The sequence below is a fragment of the Anaeromicrobium sp. genome (assembly GCF_025210435.1).
In the GTDB taxonomy this organism is placed as follows: domain Bacteria; phylum Bacillota; class Clostridia; order Peptostreptococcales; family Thermotaleaceae; genus Anaeromicrobium.
This window is the reverse complement of sequence record NZ_JAOART010000140.1, coordinates 1-17,591: the sequence shown is the minus strand read 5'-3', so window position 1 is coordinate 17,591 and position 17,591 is coordinate 1. Positions and strand designations below refer to the sequence as shown.

Sequence of the window (17,591 nt, the reverse complement as noted above, 5' to 3'; positions counted from 1 at the left end):
TTCGTAACAAAAAACTTTATTTATGTGGGCCTACTTCAGGAAAATCTATAGAATTATTTTAATTACGAGGGTGAAAAAATATGACAAAGAAATTAGCTAAATTATTAATTGTATCCATGTGTATGACATTATTAACCAGTTGTTGGGATTCTAAAGACATTAATAAAAAAAGTATTGCCCTTAGTATTGGGGTAGATTATGTTAATGACAATATTGAATTTACTGGTGAAATTGCTAAACTCACATCATCTGATGAAGAAAAGGTTAAAACATCAGATGTATATAAGATGTTATCCTATGGTAAGACCTTTGAGGAATGTAGAAAAAACTATGATTCTGTGAATCCCTTTTCCGTGTTTTTAGGGGCTACAAGGATTGTTGTTTTTGGTGAAAATTATGCAAAAAGGGGTATAGAACCCTATTTAAATAGGATTGACCACTTATATGACTATAGAAAAACTATTTTAACCGTAGTAACTAGGGAAAAACCAAGAGAATTATTTAACGTGAAGGTAGATAAAGACATATGTGTAGGATTTTTAATAGAAGACATTATGGAACATGTGGCAGGTAAGGGAGAGGGGTTGTATCCAGTGACTGGAGAACTACTTTCAGATATTAAATTAGGTAAAATAGGATATTTACTTCCTTATGTGGGCATAGAGAAGGGTAGTATAAAATATTTAGGCCTTGCTGCTATGAAAAATTCAAAATTGGTAGGTATTATTAATATAAAAGATACGGATGGAATAATGTATGTATTAGCAGAAAAACCTAGGATAGTTCAAATTATAGATAGGGGTGATAATGGTAAAAATAAGATTTCTTTTCGAACAATTGTTAATAAAAGAGAGATTAAAGCAGATTATGTTCATAATAAAGTTAAGATTAATATTGATTTAGAGTTAAAGGCCCAATTAAGATATCAATATTATATGAAACCAATAAGTGACGAATATACCAAGAAGCTAGAAAATATCATATCAGAGAAAGTTAAAAATAATATTGAGTCTGTTATAAAGAGATCCCAAAAGGAATTTGAGTGCGATATTTTCGGGTTTGCAAGATACTTTAGGGCCAAAAAACCTGAAATTTATAAGAAAATAAATTGGGAAGATGGATTTAGAGAGGCAGATGTAGAGGTGAATGTTAAGACTAAAATTACAAATAAGACTTTGACAGATCCAAATGCTAAGGAAAAATATTAGGTAGATAGGGTTATATAGATTTCGTGTTCATAAACCAGCTTTATGTTCCCTTATAGGCAAGTTACTGTATAAAGAAAGCTTAGTGTTACGAAATCTATAGTTAAGGGGAGGATATGACCATATGAATGAATCGCTTACAAATAGGCAAATCGCTTTTGTTATTATTGGAATAGTTGTAGGCTATGGTATTTTAGGTCTTCCTAAGAATGTTACTGAAAATGCAGGGACAGGGGCATGGTTCACCTTGCTCATGGCCACAGGAATAACTATGATTTTTACCTATGTAATTACATATCTTCCATATGTACATAAAAATAAAACCATATACGAATATGGCAACATATTAGTTGGGAAATATATTACACATATAATTATGTGTGTATATATATTGTATTTTTTTATGCTTTCTTCTATGAGTGTAAGAATGTCTTCAGAAACTATTAAACTTATGGTATTGATAAACACTCCCATATGGGCATTGACTTTACTATTTATGGTAGTAGTATATTATGCTGTAAGAAAAGGCCTAGGTACAATAGGTCGAGTTTGTGAAATATATGGTTTAATCATTATTATAGGTGCCATAGTCATACATTTATCCATATTCACCCAAGGAAAATTAATAAAATTAAAACCTTTTTTTGTGGTGGCTAATATGCAAGCATATATAAAAGCAACCCTGGTTACTATATTTCCATTTCTTGGTATAGAGATCCTCATGGTTATACCATTTGAGAAAAAGAATAATAGTAAAAAAATATTTAAATATACAGGTCTTACGGTAGGATTCATAGGGCTTTTTTATATACTCATTGTAGAATCCTGTATTTCCGTTATGGGGGTAGATAGTATTATCTATTACAAAGATGCTTTATTTGCCACCGTGAGAAGAGTTGATATAAAAAGTCTAGAGTTCTTAGAAAGAATAGATGGTATTTTTATTATGTTATGGATCATGTCTATATTTTGTACGATTTGTTTAGAAACCTATGGAGCTATCCTTTTGATTAGCAAATATTTGAAAAATACTAATTTTAGCGTGATCTCACTCATTGTGATAGTTTTATGTTATATTGTGGCACAAATCCCTCAAACCGTTAGTGAAGTGGAAAAAATAATGGATTATATTAGTTATTGTACTTTGATTACAGCAGGATTAATACCAGCCATATTATTTCTAATTACGAAGGTTAAAGAGAGTCATAAGAAAATTAGATAAATTACTTAGTGTATATTAGGTAGAGGAAGGAGATAGGGACGTGAATGAATCTCTTACAAATAGGCAAATTGCCTTCCTTGTTTTTGGCACAGTAGTAGGATATGGTATTTTAGGTCTGCCTAAGACTATTACAGAAAAAGCAGGTACAGGGGGATGGTTTACCCTGATAATGGCCTTAGGGGTAGTTATTACTTTTACTTGCACAACTACATATTTGGCATATGTACATGAAAACAAAACACTATATGATTATAGTAATATACTAGTTGGGAAATATATTACAATTATATTCATGATTATATATATTATGTATTTTTTCATCTTTGTTACTATGATAACAAGAATATCTTCTGAATCTATTAAACTTATGATATTAATAAACACTCCCGTATGGGCACTAAGTTTAATATTTTTGTCAGTGGCATATTATGCTGTAATAAAAAGGTTAGGAGTAATTGCAAGAATTTGTGAAATATATGGTTTCATCATAGTCATAGGAGCCTTAATTATATATGTATCCATGTTTACTCAAGGGAAGTTAATCAATTTGAAACCTTTTTTTATACCAGAACAGGTGGGAGAATATGTGAAAGCAACTGTGGTTACCATTGTTCCTTTCTTAGGAATTGAAATACTCACTATTATTCCCATTGATAGAAGGAAGAATGACAAAAAAATATTTAAGTATGTAGTAGGTATTGTGACATTTATAGGAATTCTCTACATATTGAATGTGGAATCTTGCATTTCTGTTATGGGTGTGGATGGAATTGTTTACTATGAGGATGCGTTATTTGCCACAATAAGAAGGATAGATATAAAAAGTCTTGAGTTTTTAGAAAGGATTGATGGTATTTTTATAGTTTTATGGCTCATGGCCATATTTTGTACCATTACTTTAGGTGCATATGGTTCAATTTTCATGATCAGTAAACTATGTAAAAATATTAAATTTGAGCTTCTTGCATTTGTTGTAATAACCATAGGATTTATTGTGTCGCAGGTACCTAGAAGTATTGATGATGTAAGAATAATTTTAGAGTACCTTGCTTATTTAGGGTTGGTAACATCTGGATTAATACCAATCATATTGTTAGTAGTTACGAAGGTGAAAAAACTCTAAAATAGAACTTAAAAGGATGGATAATATGAATGAGAAAAGTAAATTCATAGAGAAAATGGAAGAATTTAAAGATTCTAATGTGGGAATATCCACAAGAAGGTTATCTATTATGAATATGGAAGTGTTTATACTATATATTCAACATATTACAGATAAAGAGAGTATGTCAAATAATATTATAAAACCCATATTGCAAAACGGAAGGAATGAAATTCTTAGCATAGATAAAATATTAGATTCTGTTATTTACATAGATGATATTTCCACTGACCATGATGAAAATAACATGCTTGACCATCTTTTAGAAGGAGCATCTATTATTTTTTCACCTAATGAAGAAAAATACATAACAGCCAATACTCTAAAGGTGGAAAAAAGGGGAATTGAACCACCTGTAATAGATACTACCTTAAGGGGATCTAAGGATTCTTTTACTGAAAACTTTGATGATAATATATCATTGATAAGATATAGGATAAAGGATAAAGATCTTAGAATAGATAATTTTACCATAGGCAAAAGAACAAAAACTAATGTGGGTTTAATATATATGGAAGATATTACAAACAAAAAAGATGTGAATGAGGTAAAGGAGAAATTGGAAGCCATAGATATAGATGGGGTATTAGAATCAGGATATGTTCAGAAATTCATATTAAACAACTCTTTCAATCTATTTCCTCAGGTTGGAATTGTGGAGAGATCAGATACGGCATGTGCAAATATACTTGATGGTAAGATTATTGTTATTGTAGAAGGAAGCAATTTAGCCCTAGTTATGCCAAAGACTTTTATTGAGTTTTTAGATGTGGGTGATGACCATTATGATAATATGTATTTGGCAATCTTCTCTAAAGTGTTGAGAACAATAGCTCTTATCATATCTCTAACAGCGTCTTCCCTATATGTAGCCATTGTTAGTTTTCATCCAGATATACTTCCACCACAATATATTTTGGCTATAGCAAGTTCTAGGGTGACAGTTCCCTTTAATGCATTTATAGAAGCCACGTTAATGGAATTTACAGCAGAAATACTAAGGGAAGCTAGTATAAGACTTCCCAAGCAAATAGGTCCTGCCATTGGTATTGTGGGGGCTATTGTTATTGGACAAGCGGCAGTTGCAGCAGGACTTGTTAGCCCGCTTATGGTTATTATTGTAGCCTTATCTGTCATGTGTTCTTTTGTAGCCCCCGATTATACTATTATGAACCCAATTAGGATATTGAAGTTTTTTATGATTTTAATAACGGGAATATTTGGCTTGTTCGGGTTCGTTATGGGATTTACACTCATTACCATTAACTTATGCTCAATTACAACCTTTGGAATACCCTATGTGGCTCCCCTTTCACCCTTTAATTTCACAGACTTGAAAAATTACATCTTTAGTGATATAAACTTAGCTAAAAAAAGACCTAAATATTTAAATACCCAGGATAAGACAAGGCAATAAATGTTTAGCAGATCAAGATTTTGTCTATTAGACAAGTAGTTAAATGGCATATGCTGTATTTCGTGAAAAGGACAACTATGATATAATTAATTAGTGGAATAAAATGTAATTCAATAAATCTATATGAAATTAACATACAAAAGTTTATAATCTTGAAAATGTGCTTTGGAGGGGTTTGGATGAAGTTTTTTAAAAGAAACTTGTATGATGTAATGGGGCTAACAGAATTATCTCTATTTAGAGAAAAAAGTAATGTTAAAAAGTTTTGGAAAGAATCTTATGAAGAACAATTCAAAGATAAAGAATCAACATACGAAAAAGCAATAGTAAGTATGATACCGGAATTAGGTGAATATATAGCTACAGGGGAAAAGTTATATACACAAGAAGGTCCGTCAGAAGTATTACAACTGAAAATTCCTGAGTTGGTAAGTAGATTTCATGAAAAATGGGAAAAAATGTGCAATGAATATAATCAGTATTATAGGAAAATTGTAAACTCATTGCCAACTAGTATGGTTGAATTTAAAAAATGTAGTATACATGATGCCGTAATACTAGATATTCAAAAGCCTAAGGAAGATGAACTTATAATAGAATTAGACGGCAGTTCGTGTTGCTATGAGTGTTACAGGGGTGGAAACTTTAAAATATTATTTGAGGGAATAAAATTATTAGATATGCCTAAAAATAGTATATCTAAGTTATGCTTATATGAGGAAGTTCATCTGTGTCATGAGGGTAAATTCGATTACAGATTACTATTAGATGAAGGTGAAATGAGAATAATAGCAGATCATGTTCAAGTCATATAACCTTATGAGATACAGCTAGGGCTGTATCTTTTGTCGTTGGAGGAATAGATAATATTTATGGTATTATTGTAAATAAAAGGAATATAATCAGAGATAGGGGGACATTTATGTATTCACAAATAACAATGGATCATTTTCAAAATCCAAGGAATGTGGGAGTAATAGATGATTATGATGGCATGGGAATAGCCGGGGATCCAGAATGTGGAGATTATTTAAAGATATATATAAAAGTACATAATGATTTTATAAAGGACATAAAATTTCAGGTACATGGTTGTTGCGGTGCAATTGCATCTAGTAGCATGACAACTGTCTTGGCAAAGGGAAAACCTGTTATGGCAGCTTATGCCATATCTGAAAAGAATATAATAGAAAGTTTAGGTGGACTACCACCAGAAAAAGAGCATTGTTCTGTATTAGGTTCATTAGCTTTGAAAAAGGCCATAGTAGAATATGCAAGGAATAGAAACAATAAATAGTTTTGTAATATTGGGGATTAAGAGAGTGGGGGATTTTGAAAAATTCCAAATTATTTGAAATAAACTCATTCTATTGACTTTACTTTTTCATAGTGTTATTATTTTTAACAATATAAATTTTATAAACGTCACTCATATAATACTGATAATATGGATCAGGAGTTTCTACGAGAAACCATAAATTTCTCACTATGAGTAATCCAACTTAAACTAATTTAAGAAATGATTTCTGTCATCGGGATTGCTTATATCTTGTGGCGGAAATTTTCTATTTTTAAAATTATTTTAGGAGGACATGTACATGGAGACAACAGGGAGAAAATCAGAAAATCTATTGGAATCATTCTTTAAATTAAAAGAACATAACACAAATATAAAAACAGAAATATTAGCAGGATTTACGACTTTTGTTACGATGGCCTATGCTTTATTAGTTATTCCTAATATATTAAAAGCATCGGGAATGAATAGCCTTGGCCTATTAGGAGATGCTGCTAATAACTTAAATACTATGAACGATGAAGTTGTAGCATCGGCCTTTGCAGGAACTTGTATTATTTCTGCCATAGGAACTTTAATAATGGCACTTTATGCTAATTTGCCCTTCGCCGTTGCGCCAGGAATAGGTCTTACAGCATTTTTCTCATATAGTGTATGTCTAACTCTTGGGTATACTTGGCAACAAGGGTTGGCAGCAGTATTCATATCTGGAATATTATTTGTACTTATTACGGTTACATCTATCAGAGAAAAAATAGTTGATTGTCTACCTAAGAATATTAAAGTGGCCATAACAGCAGGAATAGGACTTTTTATAGCATTGATAGGACTAAAAAGTGGTGGTGTAGTAGTAGCTAATCCGGGAACTTTAATGAGTTTTGGAAACTTTACAGATAAAAATGTATTATTAACTTTAATTGGAATAGCTATCATGTGTATATTAATGGCAAGACAAGTTAAGGGAGCCATGTTAATATCCATATTGTTAACTACTATAATAGGTATACCTTTAGGTATTACTCAAGTGAGTGGTCTTAAAATAATAAGTACACCTCCATCCATAATGCCTACATTTATGAAAATGGACTTTGGAGGATTGTTAGCCCATGGAGGAAGTGGTGTAATAGGAGCCATGACTAGTATAGTTATGGTAGTACTTACTTTTAGTTTAGTAGATTTATTTGATACTATAGGCACGTTAGTTGGTACTGCTCAAAGGGCAGAAATGATCCAACCTGATGGGAAAATTAGAAATATGAAAAAGGCATTACTTACAGATGCCATAGCAACTACTTTTAGTTCTATTTTTGGAGCAACTACTACTTCCACATATGTGGAATCCACATCGGGAATTGCAGAAGGTGGAAGAACTGGACTAACTACATTTGTAGTAGGTATATTGTTTGTATTGTCCTTATTCTTCGGAGGTGTGGTAGGAATAGTGCCAGCTCAAGCTACAGCCCCTGCATTAATAGTTGTTGGAGTTTTAATGATGGAATCCATAAAGGATGTTGACTTTACTGATTTTAGTGAGGCAGTACCAGCCTTCTTCACTATAGTCATGATGCCATTTAGTTATAGTATAGCCAATGGTATAGCCACAGGAATCATATTTTATCCAATTATGAAAATAGCAGTAGGAAAACATAAAGAAGTACATCCTATCATGTATATCTTAGGAGTATTATTTATAGTAAGATTCATATTATTACCCGAGTAATAATATGAATCTCTTAAAGCCCTAAATCTAGAAAGGAAGAATAATTATTAGAACCTTGAATAAATGAGAAAATTGTGTTATAATTCAGAAAACTAAAATTTAGGAGATTGTAAAATGAATACTATTAAAGGATTATTATTATATCATCATATGTATCATTAAAGGGGCTTGGTTTATGGAAAAAATTTATCCATAGATACAAGCCTAGGAGTATTTAAATGGTATTGTATCTGTGAGTTGGTGATGTATTATATATATACAAGGACCCTGTGCAGGTAGAATTACCTGCACTTTTTTATTTGAAAAATTCAAGAAGGGAGAAATGAATATGAGATTTAGGACTAAACCAGTAAAAGGAACTTTTGAAGCATTACCTGAGGATATGGAGTTACGTAATTGGGTAAAAAATACTATTACTGAAGTGTATGCTAGTAGAGGGTATACTCAGATAGAGACTCCTTGTATCGAAAATTTAGAATTATTGAATAACAGTGATGGTGGTGAAAATTTAAGATTACTATTTAAAATTTTAAAAAGGGGAGAAAAACTAAAGTTTCATGATTTATCTGAAAATGCTTTATGTGACCTAGGATTAAGATTTGATTTAACATTACCACTAAGTAGATTTTATGCTAATAATAGAAATGATTTACCAACTCCTTTTAAGGCCTTTCAAATGGGATATGTATGGAGAGCTGAAAGGCCACAAAAGGGAAGATTTCGCCAATTTACCCAATGTGATATAGATATTATAGGAGATAAAAGTATTTATGCAGAAATAGACTTAATGCTTACATTACCAAAGGCTTTATATGACCTAGGATTTAAAAACTTTACTATTAAAATTAATGATAGAAGACTACTAAAAGAATTAGTCTTATCAGCTGGGTTTGAAGAAAATGATTTTAATACAGTATGTATTACAGTAGATAAAATGGATAAGGTAGGTACTCAAGGTGTTATGGATGAGTTAGGGTCAAAGGGCTTTGAAAAGGAAAAGATAGATAATTTGATGAAAAATTTAAATAGTGATTTAAGTACTTTTAATAATGAATATTCAAAGGATCTTGAAAAATTAATTAATGTGGTAAGTAAAAAATATCCTATTGCATTTGATTCAACCCTAGTGAGGGGTATGGGATATTATACAGGACCTATATTTGAAATAGTGAGTGATGAATTTAAAGGATCCATAGCTGGAGGAGGTAGATACGATAATCTTTTAAACAAGTTCCAAAAGGAACCTATTCCAGCTGTGGGATTTTCAATAGGTTTTGAAAGAATCATATCTATTTTTAAAGAAAATGGGTTTAAAATACCAAATAAAAAGAAGAAAATAGGCCTAGTATTCATAGATGATAAATATATTGATAAAGCCATAAGTATGTCGGAAGAATTGATTAGTGTTGGAAATATAGTATCTGTGTATAATTTTAAGAAGAATAAAATAGATAAGAGAATGAAAAGATTGAGAAATGAAGGATATGAAGAAATAATAATAGTTGATGAGAAATAATGAAAAAAGATTCTCTATAAAAAGGATTACTATGAATAAATATAGTAGTTCTTTTTTATTTTCATTTTAATTTAGCTCATTTTAGGGTATAATTAGAGTGAAATTAATTATCAATGCTAGGAGGAATATTATATGGAAAAACATAATTGTAATTGTAACCATGGTGAACATGAACATAAGCACGATCATGGACATGAAGGCTGTTGTGGTGGTAGTTGCGGACACGATTCCCATGAAGAAGCTGAAAAAATATATTTAACTTTAGATGATGGAGAAGAATTAGAATGTGATGTTATAGGTGTGTTTGAAGTGGAAAATAAAGAGTATATAGCTTTACTTCCTGTAGGGGAAGAAGATGCCTTTTTATACACCTTTGAAGAAACAGAAGAGGGACCAGTTTTAGATCAAATAAGTAGTGATGAAGAATTTGAAATGGTTGCTAAGGCTTTTACGGAATTATACCAATAGATATACCATTATACGAGGTGTAGTATGAGTAATATAAAATGTAAGATTTGTGAAAGTGACACTAACCTAATATTAGATACTCAATTTAATCATGAGTACTTCAAATGTAAGGCGTGTGATTTCATATTCCAAAGTCATGTCCATCATATTTCTTATGAAGAAGAGAGAACTGTATATGATAAGCATAATAATTCTTTGGAAGATGAAAAATATGTGGATAGATTTGAAAACTTTATAGATAAGGCAGCTGGTGAATTTGTCCAAAGGGGAGATTCTCTAGATTATGGTTCTGGACCAGAACCTGTATTATCTGTATTATTAGAAAGAAGAGGATTTAATTCATACATATATGATAGGCATTATGCAAAGGATGTGGATTATAAGTCAAGGAAATACGATTTAATAACTTCCACAGAAGTTTTTGAACACTTCCATGATCCTATCCTTGATATTAAGAATATAGTAGACCTTTTGAAGGAAAAGGGAGTACTGGCTATAATGACTATGTTTCCTCCTAAAGATGTGGAAATCTTTAAAGATTGGTGGTATAGAAGGGATAATACTCATATATCCTTTTATTCACAGAAGACCTTTGAAAAGATAGCTGAAATTTTCAATTTGGAAATATTATATAGTGATCATAAGTCAATAATATCTTTTAGAAAAAAATAAGTAAAAGGACGGTTATTAATTATTTAATAACTGTCTTTTTTTTACAGTGATAATTATTTTTAAATCTTGTCTTATATTTTTAGCATATTAGAAGAAAAAAACTATACAATTAAATTAGGAGGGGTATTATGAATAGGAAAAAACTATTGAAAATTGCACTCTTAATAATGTGTGTAGTATTGATTATATTTGGTGTAATATATATGGCAAAATTAAAAGATAAAAATATTATAAGCAAATCAGAATTGTTTGAAGAGAAATATAAAAAATTAGAACCTCATTTAGAAATCATAAGCGGTTGTGTGAAGGTGAATTATGAGGGAGAGGGGAAAAAATTAAAGAGTGTTTATGAAATTTGGGAAAATGGAAAAGTTAAAAATACTGGTAGCTTAATGGAAATTGATTTTGATAAAGAACTTTACGGGGAATTTTCCATATCACTAAAGGAATTTTATGATGACAATGATTCAGAGTTTAAAATGATAACAGTCTTTTCTCAAGATGAAGGAAATACTACATCCATCCAATTTATACCTGAATTTGAATCGGGCCTTTATTCTGAAATAGAAAAAATGCAAAAGGATAAAGATATAGAACTGGGAAAAGAAATTCCAATTTGGCTATTATATGCCCATGAGGAAGAAAACTTTCAAAATAGTGACTCTATGGATGAATATGCAAAGAAGTCTAAATGGGCACTAGAAATAAAACTTATTATGGAGTAAGGCATATAAAAAAATTGATAGTAGGTAAAATACTATAGATTTCTGGTGTATAAACTTGCTTTACGTGGGCCTATTTCAGGAAAATATATTGAAAATCTTTTCCACCCAAGCCCTTGTCACAAGCGAAAGTGTGAATCTTCGTAGATAGGTTCATGAGTCATGTTGGAGTAGAATAGGATGTTGTGACGTTCCAGGGTTCCAAAGATTTTCAATATATTTTCCCTTATAGGCAAGTTACTGTATAAAGAAAGCTTGGCGTTACGAAATCTATACTATCAATTAATGTATTAAAATAATTTCTTTAAAAATGAAGATGCTTCTTTAGGACAATTGGCTTTTAAAATACATGAGGATAGGGCTATTCCATGTATTTTTTTATTTGAAATTTTACAGGCATTATCTAGATTAATTCCTCCTATGGCATAGACTGGTATATTAATGTTGGATTGGATATGATATAAGGTATCTAAATCCACATGTTCAGCATTATTTTTAGTAGTAGTAGGAAATATGGCACCTACTCCTATATAATGGGCTCCCTTTTCTTCAGCTTCCTTAGCATCTTTAATGTTGTTAGCAGAAATACCAATGATTTTATCCTTACCAAGGAGTTTTTTTGCAATATCTATGGACAAATCACTTTGACCTAGATGAATTCCATGGGCATCAACGGCTAAGGCAATATCTATCCTATCATTTACTATGAAAAGAGCACCATGCTTTTCACATAGATTTTTCATCCTAATGGCCCTTTCATAAAATTCCTTTGAACTTGCAGATTTTTCTCTAATTTGAACCAGGCTACATCCTCCTTCTATGGCTTTTTTAACCCTTTGTAGAAGTTCTTCAAAGGAGAAATTAGACATATCTGTTACTAAATATAACTTTTTATCATCTAGATTATACATATTCCACATTCATCTCCTTAGAAATAGAGTCATAGTCCATATTATATATGCCATCTATTAAGTATGTTTTAAAGGACTTAGATCCACAATCCTTAGATAGGCGTTTAGCTGCCATCTCTGCGCTTATACACATGGTTAAAATGGCAAGGGAAGCACTAGCTAAAGGTGATATACCAGTTCCTAAAAATGACCCTATCAAAGAAGCACTCATACAGCCTGTTCCTGTAATGGACCCAAGAAGGGAAGTTCCATTTTTTAATACTAGGGTAGTTTCACCATCAGATATTATATCTTCTTGTCCTGTAATGGCAATGACACAGTTTAACTTTTTAGCTAATTCCTTTCCTATATTATGGGAGTTAGAATCCATATCTATAGAATCTACTCCTCGAGATTTTGTACTAAGGCCTCCTATGGTCTTTATCTCAGATAGATTTCCCTTTATGATAGTAAAATCTATTTTCTCTATTAATTTTTTTGTAGTTTCATATCTGAAGGTAGTAGCCCCTGCTCCAACTGGATCTAAAATTACAGGAACTCCACATTTATTAGCCTTTTGTCCTGCTTTTATCATGGACTTTACAGTTCTTTCATTTAAAGTTCCTATATTTATAACTAAAGAACTACTCATCCCAACCATTTCTTCCACTTCTTCTATGGCATCTGCCATAACGGGAGATGCTCCAATGGCCAATGTTATATCAGCACATATATGGGCCGTTACATAGTTAGTTATATGGTGAACTAATGGTGAATTATTTTTTAGTAGTGAAAATGCCTTTTCAAATTCCTTTTTAAGCATGATTATTCCCCCTTTTTATTATAAAGATTATAAAAGTGGTTAGTAGGACCTACTCCCTTTCCAATAGATATGCCATGGGCAATGGCAGTGGAAATATAATCTTTAGAGTGTTTAACTGCATCTACCAAATGAAAGCCTTTAGCTAAATGGGCAGCTATGGCTGAAGATAGGGTACATCCTGTACCGTGGGTATGGATACAATCTATACGTTTTTCTTCAAAGATATGATAGTTTTCTCCGTCATATAAGACATCTATGGCATCACCCTCTAGATGACCACCCTTTACTAAAACATTTTCAGGTCCTAGTCTATGAAGGTCCCTTGCTGCCTTTTTCATATCCTCCACATTTTTAATTTCATATCCTAATATATCTTCAGCTTCAAGTAAATTTGGAGTAATTATGTAAGCTATAGGAAAGAGTTCCTTTACTAAGGCATCCTTTGATTCCTTTCTTAATAAATCAAAGCCACTTTTAGATATCATAACTGGATCAACTACTAATTTAGGTAAAGGAAATTTTCCTAGGGATTTAGATATGGCCTTTATAATGTCTATGGTAGATACCATACCTATCTTTATGGCATCTATTTTTATATCATCAAATAATACTTCAATTTGTTTAGAGACTATTTCAGGATCAATGTTTTGAGTTGCAAAAACACCTTGGGTATTTTGTGCTGTTATGGCTGTAATAACGCTCATACCATAAGTTTCAAGGGCACTAAAGGTCTTTAAATCTGCTTGAATTCCAGCTCCGCCACAGGAGTCAGAACCGGCAATTGTTAAACAATGTTTCAATATGATCACTCTCCTTAAAATAAAAAAGCATGTACCAACAATAGGTACATGCTAAATAAATTCTGTGCATATTAAAGGTGCTTTCCTACGCTGGTATTATCCAGATCAGGTGAAGGGTTAAAGAATCATTATTCTTACTCTCAGACAGTAACACTGACTCCCCTAGCCAAATATTTACTTTAGGTATACGAAAGAAATTAATTCAAATAACCAGTGAAATGATTAATTTATTTTTTGAATATGCCTTAGGTTAATCTTACTATAAGAATAAAAAATGGTCAACATGAAATAAATTAGGATTAAATTGACATATTGGGTAAATATTAATATTATGTAAATATGTTTTAAGGAAGGATGATAATATGAGATTTGAACATATAGAATATAAAAGACCTAATATGGAAGAATTTAAAAATACATTTAACAAATTATTATTAAACTTTAATGAAGTTAATGATTTTGAAGTAGAAAATAATTTATTGTTAGAAATTAATAATTTAAGAGTCCAATTTGAATCTATGGAACAAATTGTATACATTAGGCATACCATAAATACAAAGGATGAATTTTATGAAGGGGAACAGGGATTCTTTGATGAAAATAGACCAGAGTATGATGATTTAGTTTCAAAATTTTATAAGACCCTAATGAAATCTAATAATATGGAAAAATTAAAGGATAGATGGGGAGAGCAACTATTTACCATAGCCAGTCTGACTATAGATACCTTCAGTGAAGATATAATAGATGATTTAAAAGAAGAAAATAAACTCATGAGTGAATACACTAAGGTATTGGCATCAGCTTCAATTGAATTTAATGGTGAAATATGTAATTTATCTCAAATGCGACCTTACCAAATGAGTGAGGATAGGAATACAAGAAAAGAAGCGAGTGAAGCTAAATATGATTTCTTCAAAAGAAATGAAGAAAAATTAGATACTATATATGACAATTTAGTTAGGGTGAGAACTAATATGGCTAAAAAGTTATCCTATGAAAATTTTACTCCCTTAGGATATAAAAGAATGTTAAGGTCAGACTATACTCCACATATGGTATCCGCCTTTAGAGATGAAGTACTAAAGTATATAGTACCCTTTTGTACCCAATTAAGGGAAATGCAAAAAGAGGAACTAGGTGTGGATAAATTAAAATATTATGATGAATTAATTACTTTTAAAGATGGTAACGCAAAGTTAGCTGGAGATTCGGATTATATACTAAAAATGGGAGAGAAAATGTATAATGAATTATCTCCTGAGACAAAAGTGTTTTTTAAGCATATGGTAGAAAAAAATTGTATGGATCTAAATAGTAAAAAGGGAAAATCTCCTGGTGGATATTGTACTTACATAGGCAATTTTAATATGCCTTATATATTTTCAAATTTTAATGGAACTATAGATGATGTGGATGTATTAACCCATGAAGCTGGTCATGCTTTTCAAGTTTATGAGAGTAGAAAATACGATTTAGTAGAATATAAATTTCCAACTTTAGATGCATGTGAAATTCATTCCATGAGTATGGAATTTTTAACATGGCCTTGGATGGATTTTTTCTTTAAAGAAGAAGCTCATAAATATAGATATGGCCACCTAATAAATTCCATATTATTCATACCATATGGTGTATTAGTTGACGAATTTCAGCATATAATATATAACAACCCACAGATGAATCCTATTGATCGGAAAAGAATATGGAGAGAATTGGAAAAGAAATATTTACCCCATAGGGATTATGAAGATAATGAGTTTTTAGAGAAGGGTTCCTATTGGTATCAACAGGGTCACATATTTAAAAATCCATTTTACTATATAGATTACACATTGGCCCAAATATGTGCATTTCAATTTTGGTCAAAATCAAATAAAAACAGAGAGGAAGCATGGAGAGACTATGTAAACCTATGCAAACTTGGTGGTAGTTTATACTTCTTAAAATTAGTCCAAAGTGCTAAATTAAAAAGTCCCTTTGAAAGAGGTGTAATAGAGCCTATTGTACATGAAATTAGAAATTGGATAAATAAAAATCAGAAAAAGTCTTGACAAATGTTTATATGTCATGTACAATTATCATCAATAAAAGAAAACCTCAGTAATAAAACTGTGACGAGAAGAGTAATTAAAGAAGGTAGTTTTAGCGAGTTGGTGACGGTGAAAGACCAACACGAAATCTTTAATGAAGAACATCTCTGAGTTTCTAACCGAAATCGAAAGAAAGTAGGCTTAGACGGAACCAAACCGTTATCTATTGGACAGTATCGATTATATGAATCCGTACTGATGAAGAGGGCATATTGCCAATTTAGGGTGGTACCGCGGAAATTCAACCTTTCGTCCCTGCTATATAGCAGGGGTGGAAGGTTTTTTTAATACCTAAAAAAGGAATAGGGCCAAATATGGAATGAATGTAATCGGAATATTAAGAAGATTATGAATGTTATGAAAAATAAGAGGAGGAAGAAATATGTATAAATTATTTGTACCAGAAGAATACACACCAGTATTAGACGTTATTCAAACAGAGGTGGCAATTAAAAAGGTAAAAGATTTCTTTGAAAGAGCATTAGCAGAGGAATTAAACTTAACTAGAGTATCAGCACCATTATTTGTAGCACCAGAGACGGGAACAAATGATGATTTAAATGGAATAGAAAGGGCAGTAGGATTTGATGTGAAGGGTATTGGAGGAAAGGAAGTTCAAATAGTTCATTCCCTAGCAAAATGGAAGAGAATGGCTTTATATAGATATGGATTTGAAGAATCAACTGGACTATATACGGATATGAATGCCATAAGAAGAGATGAGGAACTTACTAACTTACATTCTATCTATGTGGATCAATGGGATTGGGAAAAGATAATTAAAAAAGAAGATAGAACTGAAGGAAGATTAAAGGAAATTGTAAGTGGAATTTATAAAGTATTCAAAGCTACAGAAGACTTTGTGGGAGAAGAAGTATATGATGATTACGAAAAGTTCTTACCTGAAGAAATATTCTTTGTGACAACTCAAGAACTAGAAGATATGTATCCAGAATATACGCCAAAGGAAAGGGAGACTGCCATTTGCAAAAAGCATAAAGCCGTATTTATCATGAAAATTGGTGGAGATTTAAAATCAGGAGAAAAACATGATGGTCGTGCTCCAGATTATGATGATTGGGAATTAAACGGAGATATAGTTTTCTGGAACCCAATACTTGAGTCTGCCTTTGAGTTATCTTCCATGGGAATAAGAGTAGATGAGGAATCTTTAGAAAGACAGCTGAAAATATCTGGATGTGAAGATAGAAAAGAATTACAATTCCATAAACTGTTATTAGATAAGGAATTGCCATACACAGTAGGTGGTGGAATTGGTCAATCAAGAATTTGTATGTTCTTCCTAAGAAAAGCCCATATAGGAGAAGTTCAATCATCAATTTGGCCAGTTGAAATGATGCTTGCATGTGAAAAAGCAAACATTCAATTATTATAAAATATGACACCAATAGGGATTGTTAGCCCTCTGTATATAATTAAAGTGTCTACGTAAAATTTGTACAAACAATCACAACAAATTTGGAAATATAATTCCAGTAATTATTATGTAATTCAGTTAAATTTAGCATAGATTTCAGCTTGTTTTTTACTGGAATAATATAACATAACAAAATAAATCATAAC

The 17,591-nt window shown here is 31.3% G+C and carries 16 protein-coding genes, 2 riboswitches and 1 other annotated feature; of the genes, 13 read left to right on the top strand and 3 right to left on the bottom strand.

Annotated elements, in window-relative coordinates; translation table 11 throughout:
* Window positions 1-80 precede the first annotated feature (80 nt).
* The 11 genes from N4A57_RS17065 to N4A57_RS17015 all read left to right on the top strand — a co-directional run bounded on the left by N4A57_RS17065 (window position 81) and on the right by N4A57_RS17015 (window position 11,404).
* Window positions 81-1,208 carry a Ger(x)C family spore germination protein gene (locus tag N4A57_RS17065; protein WP_293659281.1) on the top strand — a complete coding sequence of 376 codons (1,128 nt, stop codon included), beginning with the start codon at window positions 81-83 and terminating at the stop codon, window positions 1,206-1,208.
* A gap of 121 nt (window positions 1,209-1,329) precedes the next feature.
* The gene (locus tag N4A57_RS17060; protein WP_293659280.1) at window positions 1,330-2,427 is read left to right on the top strand and encodes a GerAB/ArcD/ProY family transporter; all 1,098 of its coding nucleotides are present in this window, start codon (window positions 1,330-1,332) and stop codon (window positions 2,425-2,427) included.
* 40 nt (window positions 2,428-2,467) lie between these two features.
* Window positions 2,468-3,550, top strand: a complete 1,083-nt coding sequence (locus N4A57_RS17055; protein ID WP_293659279.1) for a GerAB/ArcD/ProY family transporter — start codon at window positions 2,468-2,470, stop codon at window positions 3,548-3,550.
* Window positions 3,551-3,575: 25 nt separating this feature from the next.
* Entirely contained in the window at window positions 3,576-5,006 is a 1,431-nt protein-coding gene (locus N4A57_RS17050) for a spore germination protein (RefSeq protein ID WP_293659278.1), read from the top strand.
* Window positions 5,007-5,185: 179 nt separating this feature from the next.
* Complete coding sequence (locus tag N4A57_RS17045) at window positions 5,186-5,821, top strand: DUF4085 family protein (RefSeq protein WP_293659277.1); 636 nt, start codon at window positions 5,186-5,188, stop codon at window positions 5,819-5,821.
* 107 nt (window positions 5,822-5,928) lie between these two features.
* Window positions 5,929-6,303 carry an iron-sulfur cluster assembly scaffold protein gene (locus tag N4A57_RS17040; protein WP_293659276.1) on the top strand — a complete coding sequence of 125 codons (375 nt, stop codon included), beginning with the start codon at window positions 5,929-5,931 and terminating at the stop codon, window positions 6,301-6,303.
* Window positions 6,304-6,415: 112 nt separating this feature from the next.
* Window positions 6,416-6,515, top strand: a riboswitch (purine riboswitch).
* A gap of 89 nt (window positions 6,516-6,604) precedes the next feature.
* Complete coding sequence (locus N4A57_RS17035; protein WP_293659275.1) at window positions 6,605-8,023, top strand: NCS2 family permease; 1,419 nt, start codon at window positions 6,605-6,607, stop codon at window positions 8,021-8,023.
* Window positions 8,024-8,351: 328 nt separating this feature from the next.
* Window positions 8,352-9,539 (top strand): histidine--tRNA ligase, encoded by a 1,188-nt coding sequence (hisS, locus tag N4A57_RS17030; protein ID WP_293659274.1) that lies wholly within the window; start codon window positions 8,352-8,354, stop codon window positions 9,537-9,539.
* 132 nt (window positions 9,540-9,671) lie between these two features.
* On the top strand, window positions 9,672-10,007 hold the full coding sequence (locus N4A57_RS17025; protein WP_293659273.1) for a DUF1292 domain-containing protein: 336 nt from the start codon (window positions 9,672-9,674) through the stop codon (window positions 10,005-10,007).
* A 24-nt stretch (window positions 10,008-10,031) separates the two neighbouring features.
* Window positions 10,032-10,679, top strand: coding sequence for a class I SAM-dependent methyltransferase (locus N4A57_RS17020; protein WP_293659272.1), 648 nt, complete (start codon window positions 10,032-10,034; stop codon window positions 10,677-10,679).
* 128 nt (window positions 10,680-10,807) lie between these two features.
* Window positions 10,808-11,404, top strand: a complete 597-nt coding sequence (locus tag N4A57_RS17015) for a hypothetical protein (protein WP_293659271.1) — start codon at window positions 10,808-10,810, stop codon at window positions 11,402-11,404.
* A gap of 287 nt (window positions 11,405-11,691) precedes the next feature.
* On the opposite strand, the gene thiE is transcribed toward N4A57_RS17015, so the two are convergent.
* Genes thiE through thiD form a run of 3 tightly spaced genes read right to left on the bottom strand, consistent with a single transcriptional unit; the run spans window position 11,692 to window position 13,914 of the window.
* Complete coding sequence (gene thiE, locus N4A57_RS17010) at window positions 11,692-12,312, bottom strand: thiamine phosphate synthase (RefSeq protein WP_293659270.1); 621 nt, start codon at window positions 12,310-12,312, stop codon at window positions 11,692-11,694.
* Window positions 12,305-13,114, bottom strand: a complete 810-nt coding sequence (thiM, locus tag N4A57_RS17005; protein ID WP_293659269.1) for a hydroxyethylthiazole kinase — start codon at window positions 13,112-13,114, stop codon at window positions 12,305-12,307. The genes thiE and thiM overlap by 8 nt, the downstream gene beginning before the upstream one ends.
* 2 nt (window positions 13,115-13,116) lie before the next feature.
* The gene (gene thiD, locus N4A57_RS17000; protein ID WP_293659268.1) at window positions 13,117-13,914 is read right to left on the bottom strand and encodes a bifunctional hydroxymethylpyrimidine kinase/phosphomethylpyrimidine kinase; all 798 of its coding nucleotides are present in this window, start codon (window positions 13,912-13,914) and stop codon (window positions 13,117-13,119) included.
* Between the two features lie 65 nt (window positions 13,915-13,979).
* Window positions 13,980-14,088, bottom strand: a riboswitch (TPP riboswitch).
* 188 nt (window positions 14,089-14,276) lie between these two features.
* On the opposite strand from thiD, the gene N4A57_RS16995 reads away from it, so the two are divergent.
* Both N4A57_RS16995 and asnA read left to right on the top strand, forming a co-directional pair.
* Window positions 14,277-15,968: a M3 family oligoendopeptidase gene (locus tag N4A57_RS16995; RefSeq protein ID WP_293659267.1), complete on the top strand. Its 1,692-nt coding sequence runs from the start codon at window positions 14,277-14,279 to the stop codon at window positions 15,966-15,968.
* Window positions 15,969-16,019: 51 nt separating this feature from the next.
* Window positions 16,020-16,267 (top strand) — a binding site (T-box leader).
* Between the two features lie 122 nt (window positions 16,268-16,389).
* On the top strand, window positions 16,390-17,403 hold the full coding sequence (gene asnA / locus N4A57_RS16990; protein WP_293659266.1) for an aspartate--ammonia ligase: 1,014 nt from the start codon (window positions 16,390-16,392) through the stop codon (window positions 17,401-17,403).
* Window positions 17,404-17,591: the final 188 nt, after the last annotated feature.